The organism is Agrobacterium sp. fls2-241-TYG-188a (genome assembly GCF_030209845.1).
On record NZ_JARVRD010000001.1, the window covers coordinates 1 to 14662 of the forward strand.

The 14662-nt window shown below is 55.4% G+C and carries 11 protein-coding genes; 8 read left to right on the forward strand and 3 right to left on the reverse strand.

Annotated features, from left to right (window positions below; genetic code table 11):
* Positions 1–222: 222 nt before the first annotated feature.
* Entirely contained in the window at positions 223–2601 is a 2379-nt protein-coding gene (locus QRN85_RS00005; protein WP_113221262.1) for a phosphoketolase family protein, read from the reverse strand.
* Complete coding sequence (locus tag QRN85_RS00010) at positions 2594–3781, reverse strand: acetate/propionate family kinase (protein WP_113221297.1); 1188 nt, start codon at positions 3779–3781, stop codon at positions 2594–2596. The genes QRN85_RS00005 and QRN85_RS00010 overlap by 8 nt, the downstream gene beginning before the upstream one ends.
* Before the next feature lie 1053 nt (positions 3782–4834).
* Between QRN85_RS00010 and QRN85_RS00015 the strand changes: the two genes are divergently transcribed.
* The 3 genes from QRN85_RS00015 to QRN85_RS00025 are packed head-to-tail and all read left to right on the forward strand — an operon-like array spanning position 4835 to position 8640.
* Positions 4835–5539, forward strand: a complete 705-nt coding sequence (locus QRN85_RS00015) for a gluconate 2-dehydrogenase subunit 3 family protein (RefSeq protein WP_062588886.1) — start codon at positions 4835–4837, stop codon at positions 5537–5539.
* Between the two features lie 3 nt (positions 5540–5542).
* Positions 5543–7312 (forward strand): GMC family oxidoreductase, encoded by a 1770-nt coding sequence (locus QRN85_RS00020; protein WP_284756681.1) that lies wholly within the window; start codon positions 5543–5545, stop codon positions 7310–7312.
* An 11-nt stretch (positions 7313–7323) separates the two neighbouring features.
* Complete coding sequence (locus tag QRN85_RS00025; RefSeq protein WP_113221264.1) at positions 7324–8640, forward strand: c-type cytochrome; 1317 nt, start codon at positions 7324–7326, stop codon at positions 8638–8640.
* Between the two features lie 124 nt (positions 8641–8764).
* On the opposite strand, the gene QRN85_RS00030 is transcribed toward QRN85_RS00025, so the two are convergent.
* Positions 8765–9463 (reverse strand): FadR/GntR family transcriptional regulator, encoded by a 699-nt coding sequence (locus QRN85_RS00030; RefSeq protein ID WP_062588891.1) that lies wholly within the window; start codon positions 9461–9463, stop codon positions 8765–8767.
* Positions 9464–9669: 206 nt separating this feature from the next.
* Here QRN85_RS00030 and QRN85_RS00035 point away from each other — a divergent pair, with 206 nt between their 5' ends.
* The 5 genes from QRN85_RS00035 to hydA are packed head-to-tail and all read left to right on the forward strand — an operon-like array spanning position 9670 to position 14642.
* On the forward strand, positions 9670–10410 hold the full coding sequence (locus QRN85_RS00035; protein WP_113094314.1) for a transporter substrate-binding domain-containing protein: 741 nt from the start codon (positions 9670–9672) through the stop codon (positions 10408–10410).
* 56 nt (positions 10411–10466) lie between these two features.
* Positions 10467–11141 carry an amino acid ABC transporter permease gene (locus tag QRN85_RS00040; protein WP_112963178.1) on the forward strand — a complete coding sequence of 225 codons (675 nt, stop codon included), beginning with the start codon at positions 10467–10469 and terminating at the stop codon, positions 11139–11141.
* Complete coding sequence (locus QRN85_RS00045; protein WP_113221266.1) at positions 11138–11887, forward strand: amino acid ABC transporter ATP-binding protein; 750 nt, start codon at positions 11138–11140, stop codon at positions 11885–11887. Before QRN85_RS00040 ends, QRN85_RS00045 begins: the two co-directional genes overlap by 4 nt.
* A gap of 23 nt (positions 11888–11910) precedes the next feature.
* Positions 11911–13176, forward strand: a complete 1266-nt coding sequence (locus tag QRN85_RS00050) for a cysteine desulfurase-like protein (RefSeq protein ID WP_113221267.1) — start codon at positions 11911–11913, stop codon at positions 13174–13176.
* Positions 13177–13193: 17 nt separating this feature from the next.
* Positions 13194–14642, forward strand: coding sequence for a dihydropyrimidinase (gene hydA, locus QRN85_RS00055; RefSeq protein WP_113221268.1), 1449 nt, complete (start codon positions 13194–13196; stop codon positions 14640–14642).
* Positions 14643–14662: the final 20 nt, after the last annotated feature.

Here is a 14662-nt window from a genome sequence, read left to right on the forward strand (position 1 = left end):
CCGCCCTCGTCAGTGAGCGGACTTATAGAGGACACCCCTCAAACAAGTCAACACTCACCCTTGAAGAAATATCAAAAAAATCATCAAATTTATGATTTTTAATGTTTATTTCGATTTGCCTTCCTTCTGGGGCCTTTTTTGCGCCCTTGCCCTCGGGCTGTTGACCCTTAACTTAGCCGCTGCGACATGATCCCGGCGGCCCGATCTGCAATCGTTCTCCGTTCAAGCTTTCCAACGCCAATCGCGGATCTTTGGCATGTCTTCTCCGTGAGCTCTGACGTATCGCGAATGTTCTTCCAGCTCATTGGTCAAGGCGGCTACAACATCCGGGAAACGGCTGGCCAGGGCTGGGACGCGTTTGATAGCCTCGAGCGCGAGGTGATATCGATCAAGCTCATTCAAAACAGTCATGTCGAATGGCGTCGTTGTCGTTCCCTCTTCGTTGAAGCCTCGAACATGGAAGTTCTGGTGGTTTGCACGCCGATAGGTCAGCCGGTGTATGAGCGATGGATAGCCGTGGAACGCAAATATCACCGGCTTGTCTGCCGTGAATATGGCGTTGAACAGTTCCTCGTCCAATCCATGAGGATGCTGGGCTGGATCTTGAAGCGCCATGAGATCGACGACATTCACAGTCCTGATCTTCAAGTCAGGTATCTTCTCATGCAAAATCATGACAGCCGCCAGGGTTTCCATAGTCGGAACATCGCCCGCGCACGCCATGACCACATCCGGCAAGGCCGAGCCGCCCTCGTAGCTCGCCCAATCCCAGATACCGATGCCTCTTTCGCAATGGGCCACGGCTTCGTCCATCGTCAGGAACTGTGGAGCCGGTTGTTTTCCGGCGACGATGACATTCACACGATCATAGGTTTTGAGGCAATGGTCACCGACCCACAGCAGCGTATTAGCGTCAGGCGGCAGATAGATGCGCGCAATATCAGCCTTCTTGTTGGCCACCAGATCCAGAAATCCCGGATCCTGGTGCGAGAAGCCATTATGGTCCTGCCGCCATACGTGGGATGAAAGCAGATAGTTCAACGACGAAATCGGTGCTCGCCAGGCAAGATTGCGGGAGACCTTCAACCATTTGGCATGCTGATTGAGCATGGAATCGATGATGTGGATGAAAGCTTCGTAGCAGGAGAAAAGTCCATGTCTGCCGGTCAGGAGGTAACCCTCTAACCACCCCTGGCAAAGATGCTCACTCAACACTTCCATCACTCGTCCATCTTTCGCAAGGTGGACATCATATCCTTCGATTGCTTCCATCCAGACCCGGTCGGTTGCTTCAAACACGGGTCCCAGCCTGTTAGAGTCCGTTTCATCGGGACCAAAGACCCGGAAATTGCTGGCTTCCTCGTTGAGCTTGAAAATGTCCCTGAGATATCGCCCCAGTACTTCCGTGGACTGTATCTGGCTGGCGCCGCGTTCTTCGATAGCGACAGCATAGGCTTTGATCTCGGGTAATTTGAGTTCCTTGCGTATGATGCCTCCGTTGGCATGGGGCGTGGCACTCATGCGTTTCGGTCCTACGGGGGCCAGTTGCCGAAGCTCTGGTTTCAGACTGCCCTCGTGATCGAAGAGCTCATCGGGACGGTAGCTGCGCAGCCATTTTTCAAGAATATCGCGGTGCGCGGCATCTGCCCTGCAATTGTTGACCGGAACCTGATGAGAACGCCAAAAGCCCTCGACCTTTTTTCCGTCCACTTCTACCGGTCCTGTCCAGCCCTTGGGACTGCGCAGAATGATCATCGGCCAGCGTGGCAATCCACTTTGAAGAGGGTTTGAACGCCACTGGCTTTGGATTGCGTGTATCTTGTCGAAGGCAAGGTCCAGCGCCAAAGCCATTTTACGGTGCATGAATCTTGGATCCGAACCTTCAACGAAAAGCGGCTCATATCCATATCCGGCAAACAGATCGGCCAGATCACGCTCGTCCATGCGCGCTAGCAGAGTGGGATTCGCGATCTTGTAGCCGTTTAGATGAAGGATGGGCAGCACAGCCCCGTCTCTTGTGGGATTGAGAAATTTCGTAGAGTGCCAGGCCGCCGCAATTGGACCCGTTTCCGCTTCACCATCACCGACGACGCAGGCGACGGTCAAATCGGGGTTGTCAAATGCGGCACCAAACGCGTGGACTAAAGCATATCCCAATTCACCACCCTCGTGGATCGAACCGGGAGTTTCGGGCGCGACATGGCTCGGTATGCCGCCGGGAAAGGAGAACTGTCGAAACAGTTGCTTCATCCCGTCGATATTCTGGGCAACTTCCGGATAGACTTCACTATAGGTCTCCTCCAGATAGGCATTGGCGACCATCCCTGGGCCGCCATGCCCTGGACCGCATACGTATAGCAGGTCAGAATTGCGTTGCCGGATGATGCGATTGAGATGTGCGTAGATGAAATTCAGGCCGGGCGTCGTTCCCCAATGCCCCAAAAGCCGCGGCTTTATGTGCTGCGCAGAGAGCGGCTCCCTCAGGAGAGGATTATCCATCAGATAAATCTGTCCAACTGAAAGATAGTTGGCAGCCCGCCAGTAACGATCAATGAGTTCGAGCTCGTGATCTGTTACGCTTACAGTGGCATTCTCAAGCATGTTTCGATACCTCCAGCCGGTGTTGGGCTATGGCTTGAATGGATTCCTGTACAATGACTTTTTCTTCGTCGGTGGGGACAACCAGCGCCGCCACACCGCTCTCTTTTGTGCTGATGATCGTCGCATTCGCCCTGTTGGCGGCTTCGCTCAGCGTGATGCCCAGCCATGACAAATGGCGGATGATCCTGCTTCTGACGTCCGGCTGATGCTCGCCAATCCCTGCCGTGAATATCAGGGCATCGATCCCGCCAAGTGAGACCGCCAACCTTCCGACTTCGCCGGCAATTCTAAAGCAAAACAGGTCTACAGCGTCCTGCGATGCCGGATGGAAGTCATCCAGCAAGTCGCGTATGTCGCCGCTCCTGCCTGAGACGCCCAACAGTCCGCATTTGTGATATAGAAAATCTTCGAGTTCATCGGCGCCAGCGAAGTTGTTCCGCAAAAGATGCAGCAGAACGCCGGGATCGAGCGACCCTGGCCGCGTCGCCATGGGTACGCCATCAAGTGCGGAAAATCCCATACTTGTGTCGATACTGACGCCTTCGACCATTCCACACAGGCTGGCCCCACTGCCCAGGTGGGCGCAGATGACGCGACCTTTAGCCAGGTCGGGATCCAATGTTGCCAGTTCCGAGGCGACATGTTTGTAGGAGAGGCCGTGAAAGCCATAGCGTCGCAAACCCTGCTCGTGCATCGACGCGGGAATGGCGAAGCGACTCGCGAGATTGCAGAGAGAGCTGTGAAAAGCCGTATCGAAGGAGGCAGTCTGGAGGACATCCGGGTAGTCCTCTTTGACCGCATGAATAACCTCAAGAGCGGGAGGGATGTGAAGCGGAGCAAATGAGCCCAGCTTTTCAATTTCAGAAATTGTCTGCTGGTCCAACAGGACCGGCTTGTGAAATGTCGGCCCGCCGTGAACGATACGATGCCCGCATATCTCGATGGTCGAGTTTGGCGGCAACATCCTGCCTATCAAGTCGCGGATGAGCTTCCTGTCGAGACTGGCGCCGGGGTCAAGGTCAACGACCTCCTTTGCCGATGATGTGCTGACCTCAAGTTGCGGCTTGGTGCCAATGCGCAAAATGCCCCGCGATATCTGCACCGGCTGCCCCGGATCCAACCGGTAAGCCGCAATCTTCAGGCTCGAAGAACCCGCATTGAAAACCAGGGCGACTGTCATAACGTTCGCAACCTCATATTCCGACAGCCTTTCGGCGGTCACAGGCGGATTAAAACGGGCTGCCCACCCCTCTGTCTTTGATCAGGGTCAAATATAGACAAGTGAAAATTTGCACGGTCGACCGTCCAAACGCATTTCGACGCAGAACAGAGTCCATTCGCCCGGTTGGTGCGATGGCGTGCGTCGAAGCTGAAGGATGCTGTCGGAACGAGCATCCTCAAGCCTTTTGGAAACCGACGTAACGGCAAGGCCGTCGGCGTCAGCGGAAAGAAAGATGTCGAAAGAAAGCGCTGCAGTCTCACCTGCAGTTCTAATCCGCTTGGCGCGGTGGCGACGTCAAACCCTGCCTCACCGAGATATTGCGAGGCATTTTCTGCAGACGAAGATCATCATCCACAACAGGACTTCGGTCCTGCTCAGCGTGTCCCGACCATGTTGAGGTCGCGGAGTTACTGGTTATCACAGAATTGCAGCGAAGTCCTGCACCAATCGCAAATCCTTGCCGTCCCATTAAGCAGGATTACAGCACATTAGATTTTCAGTTGATCTGCAGTCCTCCGTTCAGGTCTTTCCAAGCCGACTGGCAAACCAGTCGGCAACTACGGTCGTTTGTAGGGAACTTGAGACGGGACCTCATGCTGCGGCTATTGTGAAGTGTTTTCGCAGCCAACCGTGGAAGCATTCAGCGGAAGACGATACTGCGGACACTTCGAAATAAAATCAGCGAGATCCAGCGGCCCGAAATTTGGTGCCGTCAGACCACAGCTTGCAACGCAGGGATGCCTGCGTCCCACGCTGGCATGGATTTTCGGAACGGATGCATAAATTTCCATCTCCTCATCTAGAGCGAGAGCGATCTAAATCATCGATTTTGTTCCTCTTTTTAGTACAATAACGAAAAACTATTTCTAAAAATTGCTAAAACGAACAATTTCTGTCTTATCTGTCCTTGTGCGCATCGACCTGCGGCGATACATCGCAGTACCCGCCTCGCTCATCGTTCGATGAGCCTTCAACATTTCAATGTGACGTCAGTCACGAAGCGAGTTGCCCATGAGAGACCTTCCTGGCCGTCCTTCCCGTAGAAATTTCCTCAAAGCATCAGCCGCAAGTGCAGCAGTGGCCGGATTGACGGCAGTCCCGGTAAAGGCAGAGGAAACGCCTGAACCTGTTGCCCTGGACGCCTACAAGCCGATCTGTCTCAAGCCCAGTGAGTGGGCTTTTGTTGTCGCCGCAGTCGCAAGGCTCATTCCTTCGGAAGGGACCGGCCCCGGCGCCATCGAAGCAAGAGTTCCCGTCTTCATCGATATGCAATTGGCCGGAGACTACGGTCGGGCGGCCGACTGGTACATGGAAGGCCCTCATGAGGCTGCCGCGAGCCCGCTGCGCGGCTGGCAGACGCCTTTGACACCTCTGGAAATCTATCAAATGGCCATTCCGGTTTTCGATGAATGGTGCCGGACGACACACGGGAAGATCTTCATGGAGCTGGACGCAACGCTCCAGGATCAGGCGCTGACATCTCTCCAGAAGGATGAAATGAAGCTTGCTCCTGAAATCCGTGATTTCTTCTCGATTTTGCTGGGCAACACCAAGGAGGGATATTTCGCCGATCCCATCTATGGCGGAAACCACAAGATGCAGGCCTGGACATATATCGGATTTCCAGGCGCCCGAGGCTCCTACAAGGAGTGGGTCCTCAAGCACAACGTCAAATATCCATTGGGGCCTGTCTCCATCTCCGGTGAAAGGGCTTAACCGATGACACGAGTAGAAAAGAAGAAAGACGTCGTTATCGTTGGTCTGGGATGGACCGGCTCGATTCTCGGAATGGAACTCGCGCAGGACGGTCTGGAGATCGTCGCCCTTGAGCGCGGTCACGATCAGAATACCGTCCCGGACTTTCAGTATCCCGAGATGATCGATGAGCTGAAATACGGTGTGCGTCTGGGCATGATGCAAAAGCCTCGCAACTCCACCGTCACCATCCGGCGAAACGACAGCGAAGTGGCGCTGCCGTATCGCAGTCTGGGATCGTTTCTTCCAGGTATCGGCGTCGGCGGTGCGGGCACTCACTGGAATGGGCTGAACTGGCGTCCAATGACCTCGGAATATCGTCTTCGTTCCCATGTTGAGGAGCGTTGGGGCGCTTCCATCATTCCCGAGGACATGAACCTTCAGGACTATCCTGTCACCTATGACGAACTTGAACCCTTCTTCGATCGGTTCGAACGCGTTGCCGGCATTTCCGGCAAGGCGGGTAATATCAAGGGACAAAAGATCGAGGGCGGAAATCCATTTGAGGCTCCCCGTTCACGTGACTATCCGATGCCGCCGATGCCGACGACCTGGGACGGTGCAAAATTCGGCGAGATTACGAAGTCAATGGGTTATCACCCCTTCCCTCGTCCCGGCGGGATTGCTTCGCAAGCCTATGTCAACGAATACGGGATGCAGATGGGTCCTTGTAACCATTGCGGCTTCTGCGAGCGCTATGGCTGCTACAATTATTCCAAGTCGTCTCCGCAAACAGCCATTCTCGACGCTTTGAAACGCAAACCGAATTTCGAGTACCGTACGCATGCGGAAGTCCTTCGCATCGAGATGGCTCCAGATGGCAAGACGGCGACTGGCGTCACCTATTTCGACGAGAACGCGCAGGAAGAGGTCTTCCAGCCAGCCGATCTGGTAATCCTTGCCGCCTATCAGCTTCACAATGTCCACCTCATGCTGCTCTCCGGCATCGGCCAGCCCTATGATCCGAACACAAATGAAGGTGTCACGGGGCGCAATTATGCTTACCAGATGAATGGCGGCTACACCCTGTTCTTCAAGGACGAAGTGTTCAATCCGTTCATCGGCACCGGTGCGAACGGCATGACCATCGACGACTTTGGCATCGACAATATCGATTTCCGCCGGGAAGGCTTCATAGGCGGCTCCTACATTTCCGCGGGCCAGTCCAACGGTCAGCCAATACGCTCCATGGCGCTTCCCGCTGGCACACCGAGCTGGGGTGCCAAGTGGAAAGAGGCCGTAGGGGAATGGTACGGCCACTCCATGTCGATTGGCTCACACGGATCGCACATGGCCTATCGCGGTAATCACCTCGACCTCGACCCAACCTACAAGGATCGGCACGGACGCCCCCTGATGCGGATGACCTTCAACTGGAATGCCAACGACATCCGCATGACCCAGTTCATGAAGTCGAAGATCGAGCCGATTGCAAAGGCGCTCAACCCCACTTCGATGCAGGAGGGCTTCAAGAAGGAAGGCGCGATGTATGATGTGAGGCCTTACCAGACGACGCACAATGTCGGCGGTTCCGTTATGGGAGATGACCCGAAGACGTCGGCTGTCAACCGCTACCTCCAGGCCTGGGACAAGCACAATATCTTCGTTCTCGGTGCTGGCGCCTTTCCGCAGAACACTCAGTACAACCCGACGGGCATGGTCGGTGGTCTCGCCTACTGGGCGGCAGAGCACATCCGTAAGGATTATCTTCCGAACCCACGGCCGCTGGTTTGAGGAGTGTCACGATGAAAAAGCTCCTCAAACTTCTCGCCGTCCTCGTAGTGGTTGGAATTGCCTGCCTCGTGGCCTTCATTTTCATACCCGTTCAACGCACGGAACCACCCTCCCCACTGGCCGCAGATTTCAAGGCTGATAAGGGGCGTGGAGAATATCTCATGCGCGCCAGCGACTGCATGGCCTGCCACACCAATGAGGGCGGCACGCCCTTTGCTGGCGGTCGCGCAATTCAAAGCCCTATGGGTACGATCTGGACCACCAACATCACTCCGGACAAGGAAACCGGCATCGGCAACTATACGCTCGATGACTTCCGTGCCGTGCTCTATGATGGCGTAACACCTGATGGAACGCATCTCTACCCGGCGATGCCCTATGAGAACTACCGAAAGCTGACAGAAGAAGATGTCGTTGCGCTCTACGACTACTTCATGCACGAGGTAAAACCAGTCTCCAACAAGGTCGAACCGACGAAACTCGCATTTCCATTCAACATGCGATTCGGCCTGCGTGCCTGGAACTGGGTCGCTCTGCGGGGCGAGGCCGATTTCAAACCCAACGCAGCAGAAGACGGCATCTTCAACCGCGGTAAATATCTCGTCGAAGGTCCGGGCCACTGCGCTGCATGCCATAGCCCGCGCTCTGTACTTATGACGCAGGATGGCATTGACGAAACATCGCCAAGCTTCCTCACGGGCGGCGAAATCGACAACTATACGGCGCCTGATCTCAGAGGGCCCGACAGCGGTCCGCAAAAATGGACGGTGGAAGAAACCGCCGCCTATCTCGCAACGGCTCGCAACGCCCATTCCACCGCGACCGGTGAAATGATGCTGGTGGTGAGAGATTCCACGCAATATCTGACGACCGACGACAACAAGGCAATCGCCAGCTACCTGAAGAAGATCGGCTCTACCAAGCCATCGGAAGCAAAGAAGGCAGACGCGCCAACGGACACCGAGCAGCTGCTTTCAAGCGCCAAAGCAGACATGCCCTTGGGCCCACGGCTGTATCTCGACAATTGCGGCGGCTGTCACTTCGTCAATGGCAAGGGCGCGCCCGAGATATTCCCGGAACTCGATGGCAACTCCCTGGTCACCGCGAAATCGACCAAGGGTCTGATCAGCGTCATCTTGCATGGTGCAGAGCTACCCTCGACCGAGCAGCGTCCGATGAAGGTCAGAATGCAGGGTTACGAGGATCGTTTGTCGGATGAGGAAATAGCCGCACTTGCAACCTTCCTGCGAAACGCCTGGTCTAACAAGGCGCCTGAAGTCACCGCACAGGACGTTAGTGTCGTCAGAAACTTGGGTAAAGGGCACTGAGGAACAATTTCCATTCAGCGCCTTCCAGACGTTCAACAACAAAGCCCGCCGCAAATATTGCGGCGGGCTTAAGCTTTCTTCCAATCGCCTCGGTCCGTTTCATTCACACCGAACCATGTCTCAGTCAGGGATCGAGCCCTGCACATCTCGCGGTATTGCGGATATGCGTTTCCATTTCGATCTTCGCCAGATTTCCGTCATTGAGGCGTAGCGCATTGATGATGCGACGGTGTTCCGCGATGGAATTCTTCATGCGTTCAGGATCGGTGATGGGAATAGGCTGGCGTTGCGTCTCAGTGATGAGTTCGCGCACAGTCTGGTAGAGCGCCTGCAGCATGAGGTTGGAGCAGGCGGAAACGATGGTCGAATGAAACTGCAAATCAGCCTCAACATTGGACACGACATCCTGCTTTTCCCAGGAACGCTCCATTGTTTCGGTTGCCTGTTCCATCTCGTCCAGTTGCCTTTGCGTCAACCGTCCGGCAGCGAGCTTTGCGACCTCTCCCTCGAGAAGGGCGCGCGTCTGAAAAACGTCAAAAGCCGAGTAGCTTTGGGAATATCGCCACGGCGCCATGTTTGCGGCGGGACCGGCGGCCCGCTCTGCCGGTGAGGTAACAAAGGTGCCCCGCCCTGCCTCGGTCTTGACCATGCCGAGAGTTTCCAAGGTCAACAGGGCTTCCCTGAGCGAAGCGCGGCTGACGCCGAACCGTTCCGACAATTCGCGCTGCGACTGAATTTTCTCGCCCGGCTTCAGGACACCTGTCTGTATCAGGTTCTGGATCTCGCGAGCCACGGTCTGTGGCAGAAGCGTCTTGTTCAGCATCTCGCGCTCGTCCCTTTCGTCACTGGTTCAACATCTATTTTCAACATCACGTCTTGCCAAGGCGGAAAGTCCATGCTTGTGTGGTCTAACTGGTCCGACCAGTTAGACCACAATGTGTGATCGTGTATCAAATAACAAGGGGAACACTGATGAAACGCATAAAAGCGACGTTTATAACTGCATCGATCGCCGCAGGCATCTCTCTCATGAGCCTGCAGATTGCCAGGGCCGCCGACCTCGTGGTCGGTGCTAATATCGGCAACGTTCCATGGGAATTTCAGGACGCAACGGGCAAGGTTGTCGGCTTCGAGGTTGACCTCGTCAACGAGGTGGCCAAGCGCTTGGGCAAGTCCGTCGAATTCGTCAACACGCCGTTCAACGGCCTGTTTTCGGCGGTGCAGTCCGGTCGCATCAACATGGCCATCTCATCAATAACAATCACTCCAAAGCGACTCGAATCCGTATCATTCGCCCAGCCATATTATGACAGTGATCAGTCGCTCACGGTCACAGCGAAATCCGGCATTACAGGGTTGAGCGAGATGGCTAGCAAGGTGGTCGGTGTGGACACCGGTTCTACCGGCGACATGTGGGCAGAGAAGAGCAAAACCGAATACAAATTCTCGGACATCCGCCGCTTCGAGGGCTTGTCTCCTGCAATGCTCGATCTCGTCGCGGGCCGGATCGATGGCTACATCAGCGATATTCCTGCCCTGCTCTATTACGTCAAGGACAAGCCGGAGCTGAAAGTGGTGGCCCGTATTCCGACGGGAGAAAAATACTCCGTCATGTTCAACAAGGGTGATCCTTTGGCCGAGCAGGTTAATGGAGCGATTACCGAAATGAAGAAGGACGGTTATCTGGCCAAGTTGCACCAGACCTGGTTCGGTGCACCAGCAGAAGAGAAGACATCGACCGTAACGGTCCTGGACATGCCGAAGAACTGATAGCGCCATAGCCGCCAGCGGATAGCAACTCCGCTGGCCCAACGGAGCCTAGCGGCATGAATCTTCTCAATACCTTTTTCAACTACGATGTCTTCGTTCAGAGCCTACCACAGCTTTTGTGGGGACTTGTGGTCACGCTGCAGATAGGCATCGTCAGCATCGTCGCAGGTCTGGTCGGTGGCCTTGTTCTTGCGGTGGCACGGCTTTACGCGCCGAAGACAATCGTGGTGCTCATCCGCATCTATGTGGACGTCCTGCGATCGATACCCCTGCTCGTCCTTCTCATCGTCATCTACTACGCACTGCCCTTCGTCGGTATAAGGCTATCGCCCTTCCTTTCGGCGGTCACAGCTCTTTCACTGGTCTCGGCGGCGTACACCGCGGAAATTTTTCGTGCCGGTATCGATGCAATTCCGGTCGGTCAATTTGAAGCATCTGCTGCCTTGGGACTTTCCAACCGGCATACGATGGCAGACATCATTCTTCCACAAGCGGTGCGGATCGTAATCCCTCCGCTCACCAACAATTCCATCAACGTTCTCAAGGATACAGCCTTGGCGTCGGTTGTTGCGATGCCCGACCTGCTGAAACAGGCGACCCAGGCGCAAGCTCTGACAGCAAACCCCACGCCCTTGATCGGTGCGGCGGTGATTTACGTGTTGCTGCTGTGGCCGATGGTGGCAGTCGTGTCCCGGCTTGAAACGCGCTTCGGCGCTGGGAGGCGCAGATGACATCCCAACACAAAGGTCTTATCCGGGTCGAGAACCTGTTCAAAGCCTATGGAACCTACACGGTTCTTCATGGGATCAATCTCGACATCGCTGAAGGTGAGGTCGTTTGCATCATCGGGCCGTCAGGCTCGGGCAAATCAACGCTGATCCGCTGCATCAATCATCTGGAGCCGTTCTCTCCAGAGAGTATGATTACGGTTGATGGAATAAGGGTGCGTCCCGGCAAGGAGCTGGCCAAGGTTCGGGCCGAAGTTGGCATGGTGTTCCAGTCCTTCAACCTTTTCCCCCACATGACGGTGTTGCGAAACGTCATGTTGGCACCGATGCGTGTTCGTGGCTTGGGTGAAGCTGAAGCCGCCACGAAGGCACGAGAGCTGCTGGCCCGTGTGGGCATATCGGAGCAGGCAGACAAATTTCCTGGCCAGCTTTCCGGTGGTCAGCAGCAGCGCGTTGCCATAGCGCGCGCGCTGGCCATGGAGCCCAAGGTGCTTCTGTTTGATGAACCCACATCCGCTCTCGACCCCGAGATGGTCGGTGAAGTTCTCGATGTCATGCGGCGTTTGGCGGGCACAGGTGTGACCATGATCGTCGTTACGCATGAAATGGGCTTTGCCAAACAGGTCGCAGACCGGGTCATCTTCATGGATGGCGGAAAACTCGTTGAAATGGGCACCCCTCAGCAGATTTTCGACGACCCACAAGAAGAAAGAACGCGCAGCTTTCTGCGCGCCGTACTCAATCACTAAATCAAGTCTGTGGAGGACACCCCATGAACGACACCCCATCGCTCAATCTGGAATTCGTGCGCAGTCAGTTTCCAGGACTGGGAAGAGGTTGGAGCTTTTTTGACAATGCCGGTGGTTCGCAGATACTCCAGGGCGCAATCGACCGCATCAACAGCTTTCTGATCGAGCGGAACGTCCAGATTGGCGGATCCTACGAAGTATCCCAGAAGGCGGCGGCAGCACTTTACGAAGCCCGCACGGCCGCGATGCATCTTGTGAATGCAAACCGGCCCGAGGAAATTGTCTTTGGCAGCTCAACCACTGCGCTGCTTCAAAATCTGGCGCGCGCCATGGAAAGCCAGCTTACATCTGGCGACGAAATCATCGTCACTGTAAGCGATCACGAATCCAATATTGGCCCATGGGATCGCCTCACATCAGCCGGCGTTACGATCAAGTTCTGGCCGCTCAACAAAGACACCCTCACCCTCGACCTGGCAGACCTTGAGCCGCTGATGTCTAGCAAGACACGGCTTGTCTGTGTCACACACGTCTCCAACATTCTAGGATCGATCAATCCGATCCGTGCTATTGCAGACTTCGTCCACGCACGGGGCGCGCGGCTCTGTGTGGATGCGGTTGCCTACGCTCCTCACCGCCTTGTAGACGTTCAGGCTTTTGATGCAGACTACTATGTCTTCAGCCTCTACAAGACCTATGGCCCTCACTATGCTCTCATGTACGGCAAGTATGATCACCTGCTGGAGCTCGACACGCTTTATCACTATTTCTACGGCAAGGACAAAGTTCCTGGCAAGCTGGAGCCCGGCAACCCGAATTATGAGCTCGCCTACTCGACCTGTGGCATCGTCGACTATCTGGCGAGCCTTGGAGAACAAGCGGGCGACACGGGCAGTGTCCGCAGCCGCATCACCACTGCGTTCAAGGCGATAACCGCTCAGGAAGACGTGTTGGCCGAAAGACTTCTGTCCTATCTGCGCTCGCGAAACGACTGCCAGATCATCGGCCAAACCCACAATGTGAACAGTTCCAGAGTTCCCACGATCGCTTTTCGATTTGATGGTCGCGATGCTGGCGAGATCTGCAAAGCGATGGACGATTATAATATCGCAATGCGTTTCGGCGATTTCCACTCACGCAGGCTTGCGGAGTATCTTGGCCTCACCGATCACGGCGGAATGCTGCGGGTATCGATGGTGCATTACAATACGCTTGAAGAAGTGGACCGCTTCACGCAGGCTCTCGATAAAATTCTCACCAGTGAAACGGGTTTTGCCAGAGCAAGCTGAGAAAAGGACGGGCATCGATGCGCTTTGATACAATCATCCGGAACGGAACCGTAGCGACGGCAAGCGATACCTTCGTTTGTGATATCGGTATTCTCGACGGAAAGATCGCCTCTCTCTCCACGGGGCTTGGAGACGCAGCAGAGATCATCGACGCCACGGGCCTGTTCGTATTGCCAGGTGGAATCGACAGCCACGTCCACCTGGACCAGCCCTCTGGAGAAGGCGTCGTCATGGCTGACGACTTCGAAAGCGGGACGCGCTCTGCCGTTATCGGCGGCAACAGCACGGTGTTGACCTTCTGTATGCAGGAGAAAGGCCAGACACTTCGGGAAGCCCTCAAGGAGTATCACGCCAAAGCCGAGGGGAAATGCTATACGGATGTTGCTTTTCATCTGGTCATAACCGATCCGACTGCCGAGGTCTTGGGGCAGGAACTCCCAGCCCTCGTCGCTGCAGGCTATACGTCCTTGAAGGTCTTCATGACCTACGAAGGGCTGCGATTGCGTGACGATCAGATATTGGACACGCTGGATGCGGCGCGGCGCACCGGTGCTCTCGTCATGGTCCATTGTGAGAACGAAGATGCAATCCGCTATCTGATCGGACGTCACGAGGACGAAGGCAAGTTTGCGCCAAAATACCATGCCACCACGCGCCCGATTGCAGCGGAACGTGAAGCGACGCACCGTGCCTTGTCTCTGGCGGAAATTGTGGACGTTCCTATCGTCATCGTTCACGTTTCCAACCGTGAGGCCATGGAAGAAATCCGCAGAGCGAGAATGCGAGGCCAGAAGATCGCAGGCGAAACCTGCCCACAATATCTGATGCTGACAGCCGCAGATCTTGACCAGGACGCGCTTGAGGGCGCAAAATTTGTGTGCTCGCCGCCACCTCGCGACACACAGAGCCAGGATGCCTGCTGGGAGGGTCTGGAACAGGATGTCTTTGATCTGTTCTCGTCAGACCATTGCCCATTCCGCTATGACGACCCGCAGGGGAAACTGAACGAGAAGGGTAAAAGGAGCTTTCGCTGGATACCGAACGGTATTCCCGGCGTGGCAACCCGCCTGCCGATTCTCTTTTCCGAGGGCGTGATGAAGGGTCGCATATCGCTCAACCAGTTCGTCGCGCAGACGTCCACCAACCACGCCAAGCTATACGGGCTTTATCCGCACAAAGGAACGATCGCCGTTGGCGCAGACGCCGATATCGCTCTCTGGGATCCTGCACAGAAGGTGACAATCACCAACGACTTGCTGTCTCATGGCTCTGACTACACGCCATATGAAGGCCTTGAGGTTCAGGGCTGGCCAATACGGCTTCTGTTACGCGGAAAATCCGTCATCAATGACGGCCTGCTCGCGGATGCGAAGGCTGGCGGCCAGTACGTTTCCCGCCAAACGTCCTCTCTCGTAAACGCCCGTAAAATTGACACTGGCAAATCAGGACAAGCAGCAGAATTGTGAGTAACGGCAGGGGCGCTGCA